Origin of the sequence: [Eubacterium] eligens ATCC 27750, from assembly GCF_000146185.1 — a bacterium.
Taxonomy (GTDB): Bacteria; Bacillota; Clostridia; order Lachnospirales; family Lachnospiraceae; genus Lachnospira; species Lachnospira eligens.
The window spans coordinates 1,847,161-1,863,542 of the sequence record NC_012778.1 but is presented as its reverse complement, the minus strand read 5'-3'; the positions used below and the strand labels follow the sequence as shown (position 1 = coordinate 1,863,542).

17 protein-coding genes are annotated in these 16,382 nt (G+C 36.8%); 15 read left to right on the top strand and 2 right to left on the bottom strand.

The features are described from left to right. Positions 1–78: 78 nt before the first annotated feature. Positions 79–627 (bottom strand): helix-turn-helix domain-containing protein, encoded by a 549-nt coding sequence (locus EUBELI_RS08675; protein WP_012740027.1) that lies wholly within the window; start codon positions 625–627, stop codon positions 79–81. Positions 628–1,022: 395 nt separating this feature from the next. On the opposite strand from EUBELI_RS08675, the gene EUBELI_RS08670 reads away from it, so the two are divergent. The 7 genes from EUBELI_RS08670 (at position 1,023) to EUBELI_RS08640 (ending at position 6,027) form a co-directional block, all read left to right on the top strand. Beyond that, on the top strand, positions 1,023–1,208 hold the full coding sequence (locus EUBELI_RS08670; RefSeq protein ID WP_012740026.1) for a MarR family transcriptional regulator: 186 nt from the start codon (positions 1,023–1,025) through the stop codon (positions 1,206–1,208). A gap of 92 nt (positions 1,209–1,300) precedes the next feature. Next, a complete protein-coding gene (locus EUBELI_RS08665) occupies positions 1,301–2,497 on the top strand; it encodes a site-specific integrase (protein WP_015560979.1) in 1,197 nt (398 codons plus the stop codon). A 104-nt stretch (positions 2,498–2,601) separates the two neighbouring features. Beyond that, positions 2,602–2,943 (top strand): plasmid mobilization protein, encoded by a 342-nt coding sequence (locus EUBELI_RS08660; RefSeq protein WP_012740024.1) that lies wholly within the window; start codon positions 2,602–2,604, stop codon positions 2,941–2,943. After that, positions 2,936–3,310, top strand: coding sequence for a TnpV protein (locus EUBELI_RS08655; protein ID WP_012740023.1), 375 nt, complete (start codon positions 2,936–2,938; stop codon positions 3,308–3,310). Before EUBELI_RS08660 ends, EUBELI_RS08655 begins: the two co-directional genes overlap by 8 nt. A gap of 27 nt (positions 3,311–3,337) precedes the next feature. Beyond that, positions 3,338–3,592 carry a hypothetical protein gene (locus EUBELI_RS14390; protein WP_165437526.1) on the top strand — a complete coding sequence of 85 codons (255 nt, stop codon included), beginning with the start codon at positions 3,338–3,340 and terminating at the stop codon, positions 3,590–3,592. A gap of 267 nt (positions 3,593–3,859) precedes the next feature. After that, complete coding sequence (locus EUBELI_RS08645; protein ID WP_012740020.1) at positions 3,860–4,222, top strand: plasmid mobilization protein; 363 nt, start codon at positions 3,860–3,862, stop codon at positions 4,220–4,222. Beyond that, positions 4,201–6,027, top strand: a complete 1,827-nt coding sequence (locus EUBELI_RS08640) for a relaxase/mobilization nuclease domain-containing protein (protein WP_012740019.1) — start codon at positions 4,201–4,203, stop codon at positions 6,025–6,027. The genes EUBELI_RS08645 and EUBELI_RS08640 overlap by 22 nt, the downstream gene beginning before the upstream one ends. Positions 6,028–6,069: 42 nt before the next feature. Here EUBELI_RS08640 and EUBELI_RS13715 read toward each other — a convergent pair whose 3' ends face one another. Next, positions 6,070–7,230 carry an HNH endonuclease gene (locus EUBELI_RS13715; RefSeq protein ID WP_012740018.1) on the bottom strand — a complete coding sequence of 387 codons (1,161 nt, stop codon included), beginning with the start codon at positions 7,228–7,230 and terminating at the stop codon, positions 6,070–6,072. A 139-nt stretch (positions 7,231–7,369) separates the two neighbouring features. Between EUBELI_RS13715 and EUBELI_RS08630 the strand changes: the two genes are divergently transcribed. From EUBELI_RS08630 to EUBELI_RS08595, 8 genes are all read left to right on the top strand, one after another. Further along, the gene (locus EUBELI_RS08630) at positions 7,370–7,567 is read left to right on the top strand and encodes a hypothetical protein (protein WP_012740017.1); all 198 of its coding nucleotides are present in this window, start codon (positions 7,370–7,372) and stop codon (positions 7,565–7,567) included. Then, entirely contained in the window at positions 7,568–8,503 is a 936-nt protein-coding gene (locus EUBELI_RS08625; protein ID WP_012740016.1) for a DNA cytosine methyltransferase, read from the top strand. A 1-nt stretch (position 8,504) separates the two neighbouring features. After that, positions 8,505–9,938 carry a DNA cytosine methyltransferase gene (locus tag EUBELI_RS08620; RefSeq protein WP_012740015.1) on the top strand — a complete coding sequence of 478 codons (1,434 nt, stop codon included), beginning with the start codon at positions 8,505–8,507 and terminating at the stop codon, positions 9,936–9,938. Next, positions 9,938–11,821 (top strand): McrB family protein, encoded by a 1,884-nt coding sequence (locus EUBELI_RS14680; RefSeq protein ID WP_012740014.1) that lies wholly within the window; start codon positions 9,938–9,940, stop codon positions 11,819–11,821. Before EUBELI_RS08620 ends, EUBELI_RS14680 begins: the two co-directional genes overlap by 1 nt. An 11-nt stretch (positions 11,822–11,832) precedes the next feature. Further along, on the top strand, positions 11,833–13,053 hold the full coding sequence (locus tag EUBELI_RS08610) for an LlaJI family restriction endonuclease (protein ID WP_041688277.1): 1,221 nt from the start codon (positions 11,833–11,835) through the stop codon (positions 13,051–13,053). 16 nt (positions 13,054–13,069) lie between these two features. After that, on the top strand, positions 13,070–13,507 hold the full coding sequence (locus EUBELI_RS08605) for a very short patch repair endonuclease (RefSeq protein ID WP_012740012.1): 438 nt from the start codon (positions 13,070–13,072) through the stop codon (positions 13,505–13,507). 113 nt (positions 13,508–13,620) lie between these two features. Then, positions 13,621–15,258: an ATP-dependent nuclease gene (locus tag EUBELI_RS08600; protein ID WP_041688274.1), complete on the top strand. Its 1,638-nt coding sequence runs from the start codon at positions 13,621–13,623 to the stop codon at positions 15,256–15,258. Beyond that, a complete protein-coding gene (locus tag EUBELI_RS08595; protein WP_012740010.1) occupies positions 15,252–16,358 on the top strand; it encodes a UvrD-helicase domain-containing protein in 1,107 nt (368 codons plus the stop codon). Before EUBELI_RS08600 ends, EUBELI_RS08595 begins: the two co-directional genes overlap by 7 nt. Positions 16,359–16,382 lie beyond the last annotated feature (24 nt).

The window sequence follows — 16,382 nt, the reverse complement described above, 5'->3', positions numbered from 1 at the left end:
AATGGGCATTTGCGAGCTTGTTTTTTGCCTTGTGGTACTAAAATGGTACTAAAGTGAGCTGTGCGTGAATAGTTTCATTTACGCCTGAGGCCATGTTATTTTCCACTCAAAATATTCATTAGGAGAAATCTCTCCACTATTTAATTTCGTTTTCATTTCACACCATTCCGTAAGGAAATCATTTACCAATCCATATTCAAAAGTTAATGCGACAGGTGAGCCTGCACTTTCATAATCATCTTCATTGTAAGTTGGTCTGGCAGCCTCGGAAGATTTTGCAGGTGTCATTGCAGTCAGATGAATCAGGTTGCCGGGAGCTGTGTACTCTGGGAATCTTGTACCTTTTCCACGTGCCGGGAGAGATGTGGCACTTTCTTCAAGCCAGAAAAGTGTTTCAATGATATCTTCAGCAGTACCAAGGCTGTAATCAGAGATTGCCTTGTAATTGCAGTGCAATGCATCAGCAAGCTTTAGAATCATATCTTCACCGGGAATGCGTGCACCGGTTTCATACTGGGATATGCGGACCGACATATTTTTGCCCTCAAATCCAAGTGCACCGCCCAGTTCATCCATTGTCATTTTACGGAATACCCGTATTTTCTTTATTCTTTCACCAATTGTCATAGTGTAGTCACCTCCGTTTATCTGTCCCTGATGGACTGTTAAAGACAGTATAACACGGAAAAAATGAAAATGGAAGTTTTTCTATACGAGAACATTAGAAAAACTTCTTGACAATTCAATACTATACGGTATAGAATAATATCAATTCAATTATCTATACGATATGGTATTGAAAAATAACTAAATGAGCGGTACCAGAAATCTAACAGGCATTTGCCAAGACATTCATAGGAATCGAGCGAATGTAGACACTCCCCCAAGCGGACCGAGTACCTCGAGCAGGAGCGGGCGGTATTACAGGAGATTATCTCAGGTAAGGAGGCTGGTTGTGACATCAGCAGAACTGGTATGGAGAAACGCCAAAACAAATTTTAATGGAAAGGTGGTGAAAGGGCATGAACGAAAAGTTTTTAGAAGTAGGAGATGTGATGCAGATTCTTGGAATTTCAAAATCAGCAGCATACAAGCTTATGAGACAGATCAACAGTGAACTTGAAAAGAAGGGTTACATTGTTATCCGTGGAAAAGTAAGCAGAAAATATTTTGAAGAACGCATTTATGGTATGAGTGATGCAGGATAAGCAACAGGTAAGAAGATTGTGATAGAGGCAGGTGCAGAAGCGATACGGCTTAGGCATCTGCTTCTTCATATGGAAAGAAGGAGATGATGAATATGCCAGCTTATAAAGACAGTAAGACAGGCACCTGGTTTGTCAAATTCTATTGTAAGGACTGGACTGGGGAAAATAAACAGATAAAGAAGAGAGGATTTGCAACAAAGAGGGAAGCACTTGATTATGAGCGTAATTACAAAATACGGCAGGAGAATAATCTGGATATGACATTTGGAGAGTTCTGGAAGTTGTATACAGAGGATGTGAAAAATTATGTCAAACTCAACACGTGGCTTACAAAAGAACACATTGTGGATACAAAGATACTTCCATATTTCAGGAATCTTAAGATGAATGAGATTACACCGGGAGATGTACGCAAGTGGCAGAATGAGATGGTAGCATTCCGTTATGAGAATGGGAAATGTTATTCCCAGACTTATAAGAAGACAATGCATAACATCTTAAGTGCGATATTCAATCATGCGTGCAGGTTTTATAATCTGAAATCAAATCCGGCAAGGCAGGCTGGAAATATGGGCAGGGAAGAAAAGAAGGAAATGCTTTTCTGGACAACTGAAGAATATAAGAAGTTTTCAGAAGCGGTGATTGATAAGCCGGTTTCATTTTATGCATTTGAAATGCTGTACTGGACGGGAATGAGATTAGGTGAGCTGCTTGCACTTACGATGGAAGATTTTGATTTTGAAAAGAACACAGTCAGAATAAATAAATCGTATCAGCGGCTGCAGGGGCAGGATGTTATTACAACACCGAAAACACCTAAGAGCAACAGAACAATCAAGCTGCCGAAGTTCCTTGCCGAAGAAATGCAGGAATATTTTGCAATGTTATATGACCAGACACCAACAGACAGGATTTTTCTGGTAACAAAGAGCTTTCTTCATCATGAGATGGAGCGTGGTTGCAAATTATCCGGTGTGAAGAAAATCAGAATCCATGATCTAAGGCATTCGCACATTTCACATCTGATCGACCTCGGGTTTTCCGCAGTTGCAATAGCTGACAGGGTTGGTCATGAGAGCATTGATATCACATATCGTTATTCGCATCTGTTTCCGTCAAAGCAGGTGGCAATGGCGGACAGACTTGATGCTGTCAATGCAAGCTTTGAGGATTGCGAAGATCAGGATGATGATGTAGAAATCATGCAGACAGAGGAAACAGCACCTATGATTGATATGGATGCGGCTGCGGAAAAAATTATAAGCATTGATAAGTACAAGGCAGTCTGATAATGCCTATGTAAAACATTATGAATCATGCCGGTACAAGTTTTGCTGGATATATGCAGCAGAAATTAAAAGAATAGATTTTATATCGGAAGGAGCAGATTATTATGAGCGAGAAAAGGCTGGATGCCAAGAACAGATGGAGAAATGTTGTAGTAGCGTTTCGTATGTCACCGGAGGAAGCGCAGGAGCTGAATGTGAAGGTTTCACTCAGCGGACTTTCAAAACAGGATTATATCATCCAATGTCTTCTGAAGCATGAAATCAGGGTTGTTGGTGGAATGAAGGTGGCAAAGAAAGTACAGGTGCATCTTGATACGATACTGGAAGAATTACAGACATTAGATGAATCTGACAGAGGTATAGATGTTGAAGAACTGCTGGTTCAATTAAAGCATGTGCTTGATATTCTGCAGAGTGATGAGAAAGGCGGTAATCATTATGAGTAAGACAACATTTGAAAAGCTAGGTATCCCATATGAAGAAAGGGATGGAATCTTTTATCCGGTGCTTGTCGCAGGAACAGAGAAGGCAGATATAGATGTAGGAAAGTATGGGCGTATGTGGATTAAATATATCAAGGAAGAATATCCAATGAGATATAAGAGTCTGGTGCGGTTCGGTGAGCTTGAAGAGAGAGCGGATGAAGTCAATGATACAGCATATGAGCTGCTCGATGATATTGAAGCTAAGTGGCTGAAAAAGCATAAGCCAAAGAATCCAAATTCCTTTACAGAACAGTTACAGCTAAGAACACAGACCAGGATGATGGCAGAGGAAATCGTTATTATGGATGTGGTAATGCAGTTTCATTAGTGTGGGGGCAAAAAGCGCCGTCAAAACATGAAAATGGGGGCAAAAAGCGCCCCCAAAACCACAAAGTGGGGGCAGAAAGCGCCCCCGCACAAATCAGAGCTGAAAAAAGTGTGGGGGCAAAAAGTGCCGTCAAAATGCAAAAGTGGGGGCAAAAAGCGCCGTCAAAACAGCAAAGTGACGGCAAAAAGCGCCACCACTCAGATAAGCGAGAAAAAAGCCATGGTGGCGGAAAGTGCCATCAAAATGGAAAAGTGGTGGCGGAAAATGCCACTAAAACAGTAAAGTGATGGCAAAAAGTGCCACCATATCAGTAATTGTGGTGGTACATTAACCACCACATATTATATACAGGGTGCAGGTGCTCCTGCCAAGACGAAAAATTATGTAAACGCTGATGGCGTTTATATTTTTTCGGGAAAAGGTCCGACCTTTTCCGCATCTTGCAAAACCTATAAGCAGAACTTTTGGAAAGGATGAAAAAAGCAATGGTACAGATAAAAAGAGATTGGTTTGATACAGCATTAGAAAACTACGAAAGGGGAGAAACGTATGGCAGATGGAAAGCGAAGATACAAGTCTGACAGGAAAGATCATAAGGTATCTGTGAAGCTGTCGGAGAAAGATATGGATATTCTAAAAGCGGCACTTAACCGGACGGGAATGACAGCAAGTGCCTATATAAGAGAATTGATCCGGACGGGCGGCAACATAGATACAAGTTATCCTGAGGACAGGGCAAAAGCAATCCGTATCATAGCAGGTATTGCAAATAATATTAATCAGACGGTAAAGCTTGGCAATTCACAGGGAAAGTTATATTACAGCGATATTGATAAACTGCAGAGCAGTCTGGATGATGTAAAGAAAACGTTTGGGGAGGTGCTGGAAGTATGGCGATTACAAAGATCTTAAATATACAGGAGTCAGATGGCAGAAATCCGGCATCACACCTGAAGAATGCTTTGGAATATATACAGAATCCGGATAAGACAGAAGAATGTGTACTGGTGGGCAGTATTAACTGCCTGCCGGATACGGCATTTGAGCAGATGGAGGAGACGAAGAATATATTTCATAAGACAGGTAAAAGGCAGGGCTATCATGTGATCATATCATTTTCACCGGAAGAAAAAGTGACGGCAGAGCATGCAATGTATGTGCTGGAGCACTTTGCAAAGGATGTGCTTGGTAATGATTATGAGGCGGTGTATGCAGTTCATACTGACAGGGAACATATGCATGGGCATCTGATCTGGAATAGTGTGAGTATGACAACCGGCAAGAAATATAATTCACCTAAAGGCAATTGGAAGAATCATCTGCAGCCGATTACAAATAAATATTGTGATGAACTTGGACTTTCCATAATGCCGGCAGAGTACAGCAAGAATCCAAAGAATATCAGCAGGGACAAGTGGGAAAAGGAAATGTCCATGAAAGAGATAATTCTCAGGGATGCCAAGATGTGTGCATATGCAGCCGGGAATGTGGAGCATTTTAAATATCTGATGAAAAGACTTGGATATGTATTTAAGAAAGACGCATGGATGGAGGTGCAGGCACCGGGATTTCGGTATTATCATAAACTGGCAAAGCTGGACGAGATGTTTTCAGAAGATATGTTACGGCATTATGTGGATATGCCCTGGATGTCAAAGCCTTACTTTTATTCGTCGGATATCAGGGGGTTACACAGGGCGAAGCTGTCACCATTCCAGAAGAAGTTTTATGCAAAGCTATACAGATTAAGGATTGTAGAGCAAAAGCGTTTTGTGGTTGGTGGAGCAAAGTATACAGAGGATTTGAAGCGGTTTCATCAGTTACAGGACGAATATCTGCTGATTGTAAATAATGACATCAAAAGTGTTGTGGATCTTGTGGATTTCATAGGTGAGCAGGAAGAAAAGATCCAGCAGATTGAGGACAGGCAGAAGGAGATATACAGAGAAAGCTCTAGCCGGAAACGCAGTATAAAGAATGAAGAGCAGTACCGGGAATATCAGATATGGCATATGGAAGTGCAGGAAGAACTGGATGAGCTTAAGCAGGAGAAAAAGGGAATTAAGAGACAGATACAGCTTGCTGATGACATTATAAAAGAAGATTTGTATACGGCTTATTATGCGGTGTCGGGAAATGAGGAGATTGTTGCTGACAGGGATGTTGAGATACCGAGGATGGAAGAGAATACTGAGGTTGAGAAAGTGGCGGCAGCAGTTGTTAAGCCTGATGCAAATGTTGAGGTAATGAATCCTAATAATAATCAGAATGAAATAGGCAGACAGAAAGAGCAAACAGATAGTGCGAGAAAACAACAGACTGGTTTAGAGGGTATAGGAATACCAGAGGTTCATAATTCGTCTGATGTGAATGTGGCAAGAATGGACGAAAGTACAACTGATGTAACAGGTAAAAGTGAATTTGTGGAAACTAAAGAAACTGAGCCTGTGGACAAAGTTGGTTGGATTGTCAGGAGAATATCAGAGCTTGGCGGTTATGAAAATATCAGTGATTCAGTTAAGGCAGATGTATTCGGATTCGATATAGCTGATGTGAGTGGAAGTATAAGGTTGTTCTCGGATGTAATGAAAAGGCTGGGGATAAAAAAGGATGGAGATGAGCTTTATGAGGAGTTTCAGAGGATTTATGATGAGAGAGTTAGTAGAGATACTAATACAGAAAAAGCAAAAGACAAGATATGGGATATGCGGAGATAAAACATTGCGAGATGTATGTAGGTACATCTCGCAATTGGAAAATTACTGATTTTCTTTTTCAATAAATTTTTTGTAGTGTATCTGCATGTATGCCTTCATTCGATCATTCATAGAAATTCTGGCGGATTTAGAAAGATTTAAGGCATTTCGCTGATCATCGTCAATTGATGCTGAAATGCAGATATTTCCTGTATTAGGTTCAAAAGATATTAGATGTCTGTCGAATAGGGCATCGTGATTAGCGCATAAAAGCAAACCATTGTTTGCATCTATACGTTCTTCTTTGGAGGATTCAGCCCATTCTTTAATATGGCTTGCGCGTAATACAGATGTGGTGGAAATATCGCAAAGATTACAGTGATGGCGTTCAAGAAGTAACAGTCTGCGGAAAGAGCCTTGCGAAACACGGGTTTTTACAATCTTTTCAACATCTGTACCGGCACATGGGTTATTATTTAGAGTGCGTTGCAAAGTCATGGCTTCAACATCATCGCAACTTACATCATTTGAAATAATATTATACTGGATCTGATGTGCTAATACTGGGTTATATGAAGGATTCATTGCTACATAATTTACATTATGGGTACCATGTGTGTTTGTAATAGAGTACAGGTTGTTACATAATTCACACGGAATGAGAATAGCAACATATCTCAAGTAATCATATCTTAGCATAACAAGAGCATCATCCTGGAATGCAAATCTCTGAAGCTGGGTAAAAGCCTCTTCAGAATCTGGGATGTTTATTTGTACCTGGTCACCAGTATGACCATATTTTTTATATGCAGAACTGTGAAGAGCAAAATTGAAATCTGTTAAGTATTGTGGCAGATTGATATTGGAACGTACATAGTAAGTGTTTCCGTTTAAATCCATCCTGGCAGAGGGCTGGTCGATTTCATGAAGGTATCTGAAATTGTTATCGTATATATCAATATCAATGCTTTGTACGGAGGTTGTTGCATTATTCAGTTCTTCAAAGAAAAATAACATGCCTTGTTTACCAGTAACATCAATATGTGTCTGGTTTACCGTTGAAGAAGTATCCCCGGCATTAATTCTTCGCTTATCTTTTATAATATTCTGGTTTGAAAGTTTCTTTACCAATATTCCTTGAAAAGCATCTGGATTAAGTGGTGTGCCAGGGATATGTATGTAATTTAGAAATTGGTTTAATGTATCAATGATTTGTCTGTACATGTAATTGTATTCCCTTCTGTAGATTTATATTTATTATATCAAGCAGAAAAGAAAGTGTATATATAAATTTTAATAAAGAATGTATTTACACCCTGATAAAAACATTATATAATATGTTTATTAAACGGAGGAGAATGCAATGACTAATAAAAAGAAAAGTAATTGTGGAAGACCGGCAGGTAGAATAAAAACTGCAAAAATAGAAATTTCAATTGAACCGGCAGTAAAAGATGAATTTATGACATTATTGCGTAATGAAGGGAAAACTGCCTCTGTGGAAATTGGATTGTGGATCAGAGATTACATAAAAAATAATAAGCTTGAGGAGGAAAAATAAATGAAAGTAGTTTCATTCTTCAGTGGGCTTGGTGGACTTGATAAAGGGTTTGTAGATACAGGCTATGATATAATATGGGCAAATGATTTTGATAAATATGCTGTGCAGACATATAAGGCTAATTTTGGAGAACATATTGTTCTTGGAGATATAAATGAAATTCCATTAGAGGAGATACCAGACTGCGATATACTGATAGGTGGTTTTCCGTGCCAGCCGTTTAGTATGATGGGGCAGCAAAAAGGGTTTGAAGATGCAAGAGGAACATTGTTTTTCAGAATAGCAGAGATTGTGGATGATAAAATAAAAAAAGGAAAGAAACCGAAGGCAATTATTCTTGAAAATGTAAGATCCTTGAGAACACATAATAATGGAGAAACATATAAAGAAATATACAGAATATTACATGATGTGCTTGGATATAATGTGTTCTGTGACATATTAAATTCAGCTGATTATGGAGTACCTCAGACACGAAACAGAACATATATTGTATGTTTTGATAATCAGAATGCAAGATTTGAATTTCCAGAAAAGAAAAAACTTAATAAAACATTGCAGGATTTACTGGAACCAGAAGTTGATGATAAATATTTCCTGTCAGATAGAATATTGCCTACAATATTATCAGATGGAACTGGTGGATATAAGGCAAAATCGGAAATAGATCTGAAGATTGCAAGACCTTTGTGTGCAACTATGGCGAAGATGCACAGAGCATGCCAGGATAACTATGTAACCCAGAATGGAAGGGTAAGAAGACTTACTCCGCGTGAGTGTGCAAGATTGCAGGGATTTCAGGATTCATTCGTAATCCCGGTATCTGACAGTCAGGCATATAAACAGTTTGGAAATGCAGTTACAGTTAATGTATCAAAAGCTGTTGCCCAATCGGTAAAGGCAACATTAATAAATCTTGGAGAGTGGAAAGACTGATATGGAATACAAAAATGATAAAGGTGAATTTATATCTTTTATAAAGGCTGGATTGGGCGATAAGGAGAATAATCATGTAGATGTCTGCCTAAAAAGAGTTACAAAGCCTGTAACAGAGAAATTCCTTAATGACAGGGCAGATCTATATAAGACTGATGTGGATAATGATTCGGAACTTATGGAAGCATTTAGAAGACTGGCTTTTATATGCAATGAAAAAGAACAGGAATGCTATGAGTGTCCTGTAAGTAAATATTGTAATACATATATTGAAAATGCCAGAAAAAATGTAAGTGATGATTCGTTAAAGATGTTAGATCTGTTTTGCGGGGCTGGTGGCTTGTCATTAGGTTTTACACAGGAAGGATTTGTGACAAGTCTGGCAAATGATATACAGGACTGTTGTGTGGACACATATGCTCACAATCATCCGGAGACACCAAGAGATCACATAGTGCTAGGTGATATAAAAGATGTGGTAAAAAATCTTGATGAGCTACTGGCAGGCAGGAACGTTGATATTGTTGTTGGTGGACCACCATGTCAGGGATTTAGTATGGCTAACAGACAGAGATTGATAGATGATCCTAGAAATCATCTGTATAAGAGCTATGTTGAAGTTGTAAAAAAAGTACACCCTAAATTTTTTGTTATGGAAAATGTTAAAGGAATGTTATCTGTAGCTGAACAGGTAAAAGAAGATTTTCGTGCCATCGGATATTCGGTAGAATGCCATATATTAAATGCCAAGAATTTTGGGGTTCCACAGAACAGGGAAAGACTTATATATATAGGAAATTGCATGGGAGTAGATAACGAACAAATTTTTAATGAAATATTTGCACTAAGTGAAAATATACCAGAACATAATCTTGGAGACGCGCTATTTGCACTTAGGGAACTGGAGGCTTCAAGAGTAAAAAATTCTACAGAAAGTGGTTCAATAGAGAGCGGATACAAAATAGAAAAAAATAATATTACAGAAACCAATGATTATATTTCATATATTAATCAGGATAAGGTGGTTAATGTAGTATCAAATCATAAAGCGAGATATAATAATGATCGTGATATAGAAATTTATGGCCGCATGGAGCCGGGAGACCGCTCAGATGATCCAAAAATTGCAGATATTATGCCATATGCCAGAAGAAATGGTATTTTTAAAGATAAATATTTTAAACTTGAAAATGACAAGGTTTGCAAAACAATAACCGCACATATGAAGTTCGATTGTAATATGTATATTCATCCAACACAGGCAAGAGGACTCACACCAAGGGAGGCAGCAAGGGTGCAGTCTTATCCTGATGATTATTTTTTCAGAGGTGCATATACGAAGACTTATATGCAGATAGGAAATTCTGTTCCTCCACTTCTGGGAAGAGCGATAGCACATGTGATAAAAAGCTATATGAAAGGTGGTAATGACTGATGGAGTTTACAGAGGCAATAGAGATAATAAAGAACATAGTTCCGGAGAGTTCAGCAAATGAATATGATGGAATAATGGTAAAAAGACTGGAAGCATCTAACACATTGGATGAAGGCAGAACAACAAATCAGACCCATATAGCAATATCAGGAGAACAGATGAATATGTTCCCTTATCTTATGGCAGATGGCTATTTTAAGTGCGATTATAATGACAGGGATGAGCAGTTAAAAAAATATTTTATAACACAGATACCTCTTTATATTTACAAGGATAATGTCCTGTATCTTGCAGATGGTGAAGAGAGCGGTATCAGCTTTGGTGATGAAAAAAGCAGATGTGTGCGTGCGAGTATAGTGAGAAGTAGAAGAAAAGAGCAGGCAGATCAGGTACAGCTGTCATTGACTACAATAGATGATCCGGCATTTGTCAGCTTCAGAAGATTATTGCATACAGGAGATTATCTGGTGATTCTGAAGCATAAAGAAAAGCTGGTTTATGATTGTATAGGCATTAAAGCCAATGATGAAACTCGTGGAGAGTTTAATATTTCAGCACTTAATAATAAATTTTATAAGCTGCCGACAAATACAAAAGTAGATATAAAGGAACTTATTGAAATTAAAAATGCAGAAATAGAAAACAAGAAATTCACAGTTGATGAATTGGGGACTATTCTTAAAGAAATGTATGGCAATGCAGAAGATAAAATGCAGGTAGCATCTATACATATTTTTGGAATAAAATATGGCAAAAATATAATCGAAAATGAATTCAAGGCACCAGATATTATCAAAGCAGCAGGATTGAATGAGTCATACTCCACAGAATTACAGAAGGCTTTGAATATATATAGGTGTCTCAATAAAAATACATACGGAATCTCTATTTCTGAGGGTGATAATGTACTGGAAGAAAATAAAGAATCTGTTAAGCGTAAAACAGGAGCAGAAAATATTCTTCTTTATGGCGTTCCAGGTGCTGGAAAAAGTCATGAAATAAAGACAAAATATTGCGATGATGAAAAATACATGGAGAGAGTGGTTTTTCATCCGGATTATACATATTCAGATTTTGTGGGACAAATATTACCGAGAGTGGAAAAGGATAGAGATGGTAACGATAAGCTGAAATATGTATTTACTCCTGGACCATATACTAAGTTGCTTAAGAAGGCACAAAATGATCCGGGTAACTACTATTATCTTGTCATAGAAGAATTAAACAGAGGTAATGCTCCTGCAATATTTGGAGAGGTATTCCAGTTGCTTGACAGAAAAGATGAAGAGGATTTTCCTCTTGAAGAAGTAGGCGAAAGTGAATATGGAATTTCAAATTATGAGGTTGCAAAGGAAGTCTACGGGGATGAAAAACATCAGGTAAGAATACCATCAAATATGTATGTTCTGGCTACGATGAATACAGCAGATCAGAATGTATTTACATTGGACACTGCTTTTCAGCGTAGGTGGAATATGAGACAGATAGAGAATAATTTTGATAAGTCTGAACATTCAAAAGATATAATTGCGGGTACAAAAGTAAGCTGGGGAGCATTTGCTACAGTAATCAATGATATGGTCATTGATATCAATGTTGATATGGCAAGCTCTGAGGATAAGCGGCTTGGAACATATTTTGCCAGAAAGAAAGAGCTGGAGGCGGGCAGATTTTCTGAAAAGGTACTTAAATATTTATGGGATGATGCTTTTAAAATGGACAAGACAGCTATATTTAATGAAAATTGTAAGTCTCTTGAAGATGTGGTTATTACATATGAGACTGCAACATCAGATAAACTGGCAGCGGTATTGAGAATGAGCGTTTATGAGAAAATGCTTTCAAAAATGCAACAAAAGAATACAGATAATAATGAAAACTAGGTGGTGATTTTTTGAGGAAAGTTGATATTCGAAGTAAATGCAGAGTGAATTCTAATCGTGAAATGGATACATTTGTAGGGTTAAGATGTAATGATGGTGACATAAGTATCAATTTTCCGCTTGGATATCATATATCTGAAGATGACAATGAGCTTCGCAAGGATATAATGCTCTTACTTACAACACTTTCAGCTAACACAGAACGAAAAGAGTCAGAAATTCTTAAGCAAGGTAATGCTTTTGATGAAGTAGAATTTCCATTGCAGTCATATATGTATCTTATAAAGGATTTTTTTGTACGAGGTTATTATAAGGAGCAGGAAGTTTTATATAAAGTTGCTAAATCGGGAAAGATCAATTGGAACAGGACAATAAAGACCCAGAAACCATATGTACAGGATATGGACGTGTTTTATCTTGATTTCGTTACAAAGAAGAATAGTGTAAAAGAGAATGAACTGATTACATTAATACATGAGTATTGTGTATATGAAAGCTTTGAACGGATAGGCTGGCTCTATACGGAAATGATGCCGAAGAAACCAGTAATTGTTAAACAGGAAAGGTTATTCCGTTCTGTTCTTAAAGATAAAATTGCCAATACTTTTAATGATAAAAACAGGATGCTATTCCGTCATATGCTTGCAATTATTGATTTTGAAGGAGATAAAGATTCTGATAAAAACTACAGATATGGAACATATCGTTTTGAATATATATGGGAGAAAATGATTGATAAGGTATTTGGCATTGAGAATAAAGCAGATTATTTTCCTAAAACAACATGGTATGTTAATGGAAGTAAATATGATAATGCTTCACTTGAACCAGATACGGTTATGTTGTATGGAACAGATGTATATGTACTTGATGCAAAATATTATAAATATGGGGTAACAGGAAAGACCTGGGATCTGCCAGAATCCACATCAATAAATAAGCAGATTACATATGGTGAATATATAGCAAATGAGGATAAATTTAAGAAAAAGCATGGAGAAAATATGAAAGTATATAATGCTTTTCTTATGCCTTTTGATTCATTAAAAAGTAAATATCCGAATAATGCAAATATGCTCAAAGTTGGTCAAGCGGTAAGTAACTGGAAAGATAATACTGAAGAATATCATAAAATTCAAGGTGTTCTTCTTGATGTAAAGACTCTTATGAGCATAAATGTCAGACAGGAAATGAAAGAGATAGAAAAATTGGCAAAATTGATTGAAAACTGATTGTTGAGGTGATTTTGTGGCGGATGTTTTAACAAAAGAACAGCGGCATAAGAATATGAAAAATATTCATGGAAAGGATACCAAAATAGAAGTTATATTGAGAAAGGCTTTATGGAGCAAAGGATACCGGTATCGTAAGAATTATAAAAAATTGCCGGGCAGCCCGGATATTGCACTGACAAAGTATAAGATTGCAATTTTCTGTGATGGAGAATTCTTTCATGGGAAAGATTGGGATACTTTAAAGAAGAGACTGGAAAAGAGCAACAACAGTGAGTTTTGGATTAATAAAATTTCCCGTAACATAGAGCGGGATGATGAGATAAATAAAAAATTGGACTTTGAGGGCTGGACTGTAATCCGGTTTTGGGGTGAAGATATAAAGAAACATACGGATGAGTGTGTTAAGGTTGTGGAAGAGACAATTTTTGATAGTATGGAATTTGAAGAGTAGAAGAAAAATATAGATGGAGTGGATTTATATGCTAGCGTGATAAAATGGGTAATCATGATGGAAAAAGATATTTTTTGGCAGAATTACATATGGGCAATATGAGGAGGCATAGAATGTTTATTAGAAAAGTCAAAATTCATAATTTTAAATGCTATAGAGATTTTGAAATTACTCTTGAAGAAGGTTTAAATATTGTCGTAGGAGATAATGAAGCGGGAAAATCTACAATACTAGAAGCTATAAATCTGGCACTAACCGGAATTATTAGCGGGAAGAGTATTTGGAATGAAATTTCACAGTATATTTTTAATAAAGAGGCAGTAGATGAGTATATTGTTTCGTTAGGCACTGCACCTATAGCACTTCCATACATAACAATAGAAATCTTTTTTGGTGGGGATGAAAATCCTTTGATGAATGGGGATGCAAATTCAGATAGAGATAACAGTGCGGAAGGATTTTGCTTCAAAATTGCATTTAATGACAAATATGCAGATGAATATGAGGCATTAGTGCAACAGAGAAATGTTAAAAGCTTACCAATTGAATATTATGATATTACATGGACAACCTTTGCCAGAGATGCAATCACAACACGTAGTATACCTTATAAATCAAGTTTGATTGATTCATCTGAATATAGATATAAAAGTGGAAATGATCTGTATTTGTCAAGAATTATAAAGGGGTCATTGGAACCGGAAGATATAACATCTATTGCACAGGCACATAGAAAAATGAGGGATACATTTATTAATGATCCTTCAATAGAAGCCATTAACAATAAAATAAATCAGGATGCAAGTTTGACAGATAAAAAAATAGCATTATCAGTAGAACTGGTTACTAAGAATGCATGGGAGAATAGCCTTGTTACACAATTGGATGAAATACCATTTCATTATGTGGGAAAGGGAGAGCAATGTGTTGTTAAGACGGAACTGGCATTAGCAAAACGTACCTCACAAAATGCAAGTATCATTTTGTTAGAAGAACCAGAAAATCATCTGTCACATACAAGATTGAATCAATTGATTAAGTGTATTTCGGAGCAATATGCAGAAAAGCAGATACTTATTTCAACACATAGTAGTTTTGTTGCAAATAAGTTAGGATTGAGGAAAGTGATGCTGCTTGAGAATTTAAAGATAATAAAATTTTCTGAACTATCGGGAGATACATATAATTTCTTTAAGAAGGTGGCTGGGTATGATACGTTGCGAATGATTTTATGTAAGAAAGCTATTTTGTGTGAAGGAGATTCGGACGAGCTGGTGATTCAAAAAGCATATATGCAACTTAATGATGGGAGATTGCCGATAGAGGATGGTATAGAAGTTATTTCCGTCGGGGTATCATTTTTACGCTTTCTTGAGCTTGCAGATTGTATTCGGACAAAAATTGCGGTTGTTACAGATAACGATGGAGATATGGCAGCTATCAACAAAAAGTATGAAAATTATATGGGTGCAAATCAGAAAGATTATATAAAGATATGTGTTGATGATGTTGTGGACACAGGAACGCTTAAGATTGGCAATAATGATTATAATTATAACACTTTAGAACCCAAACTTTTGAAAGCTAATGGTTTAGATAAGTTAAATCGTATTTTTGGAACTGACTATACGGATGAGGATGATTTGAGAAAGTTTATGAAGCATAATAAAACGGAATGTGGATTGAAAATCTTTGAGTCTACTGAACAGATAGAAATACCAGAATATATTTTGGAGGCTATCAGATGGTAAATAGATTGATAATTGCGGCAGCAGGATCTGGTAAAACTACATATTTGGTTAGACAGGCGATGCAACAATCGGACAGTGTGTTAATAACAACATATACTATTGCTAATGAACTGGAAATTCGTAAAAAATTTGTAGAACTTAATGGGTGTGTTCCGCATAATGTTACCATACAAACATGGTACTCATTTCTTTTGCAGCATGGTGTTAGACCATTTCAAGGAGTGATCTTAGATGATAAGATTAATGGTATGATATTAGTCAATGAAAAGTCTGGGAAAAAATATGATGGGAAATATGGTCCGGTGTATTATGCGGAAACAGATTATAGAAAATTCTATTTCACCGATGGGATGAAAATGTATTCTGATAAGATTGCGAAATTTGTATGTCGTTGTGAAAAGGAGACAAAAGGAAAGGTTTCGCAAAGAATTAGCAAGAGTTATCCTAGGATATATGTAGATGAGATTCAAGACTTGGCGGGATATGATTTAGACATAATAAAAAGCCTATTGCAAGCGGAATGTGATGTGACAATGGTAGGGGATCCTAGACAGGTAACATATCATACGCATAACGAAGCAAAGTATAAGAAGTATGCAGATGGTAAGATGGAAGAATTTATTAGAAGTGAATGTAAAAAAATAGATTGCATTATTGATAAAGAGACTTTGAATGATTCTTACAGAAATAACCAAAGTATATGTTCATATTCATCGCAGTTGTATGAAGAATATGGCGAAACTGGAACAAAGCAATTTGATATTACCGGACATGACGGAGTTTTTTTGGTGAGACCAGATGATGTTGATGCATATTTAGAAAAATTTAAACCAATGCAACTAAGAGAGAAGAGAACAATAAAAGTGAATGACGGATATGCAGTAATAAATATGGGTGAAGCTAAGGGATTGACATATGATAGAGTCCTTATTTATCCAACCAGTACAATGAGAAAGTGGATGATGGATCATTCAAAAAAATTACAACCGAAAACAAGATCTCAATTCTATGTTGCAATAACAAGAGCAAGATATAGTGTAGGAATTGTTTTTGATTATGATGAGAAAACAAATATTGAAGGTGTAGAAAAGTTTCTATAAGTTGGCAAAAGTGTTGTATATTAA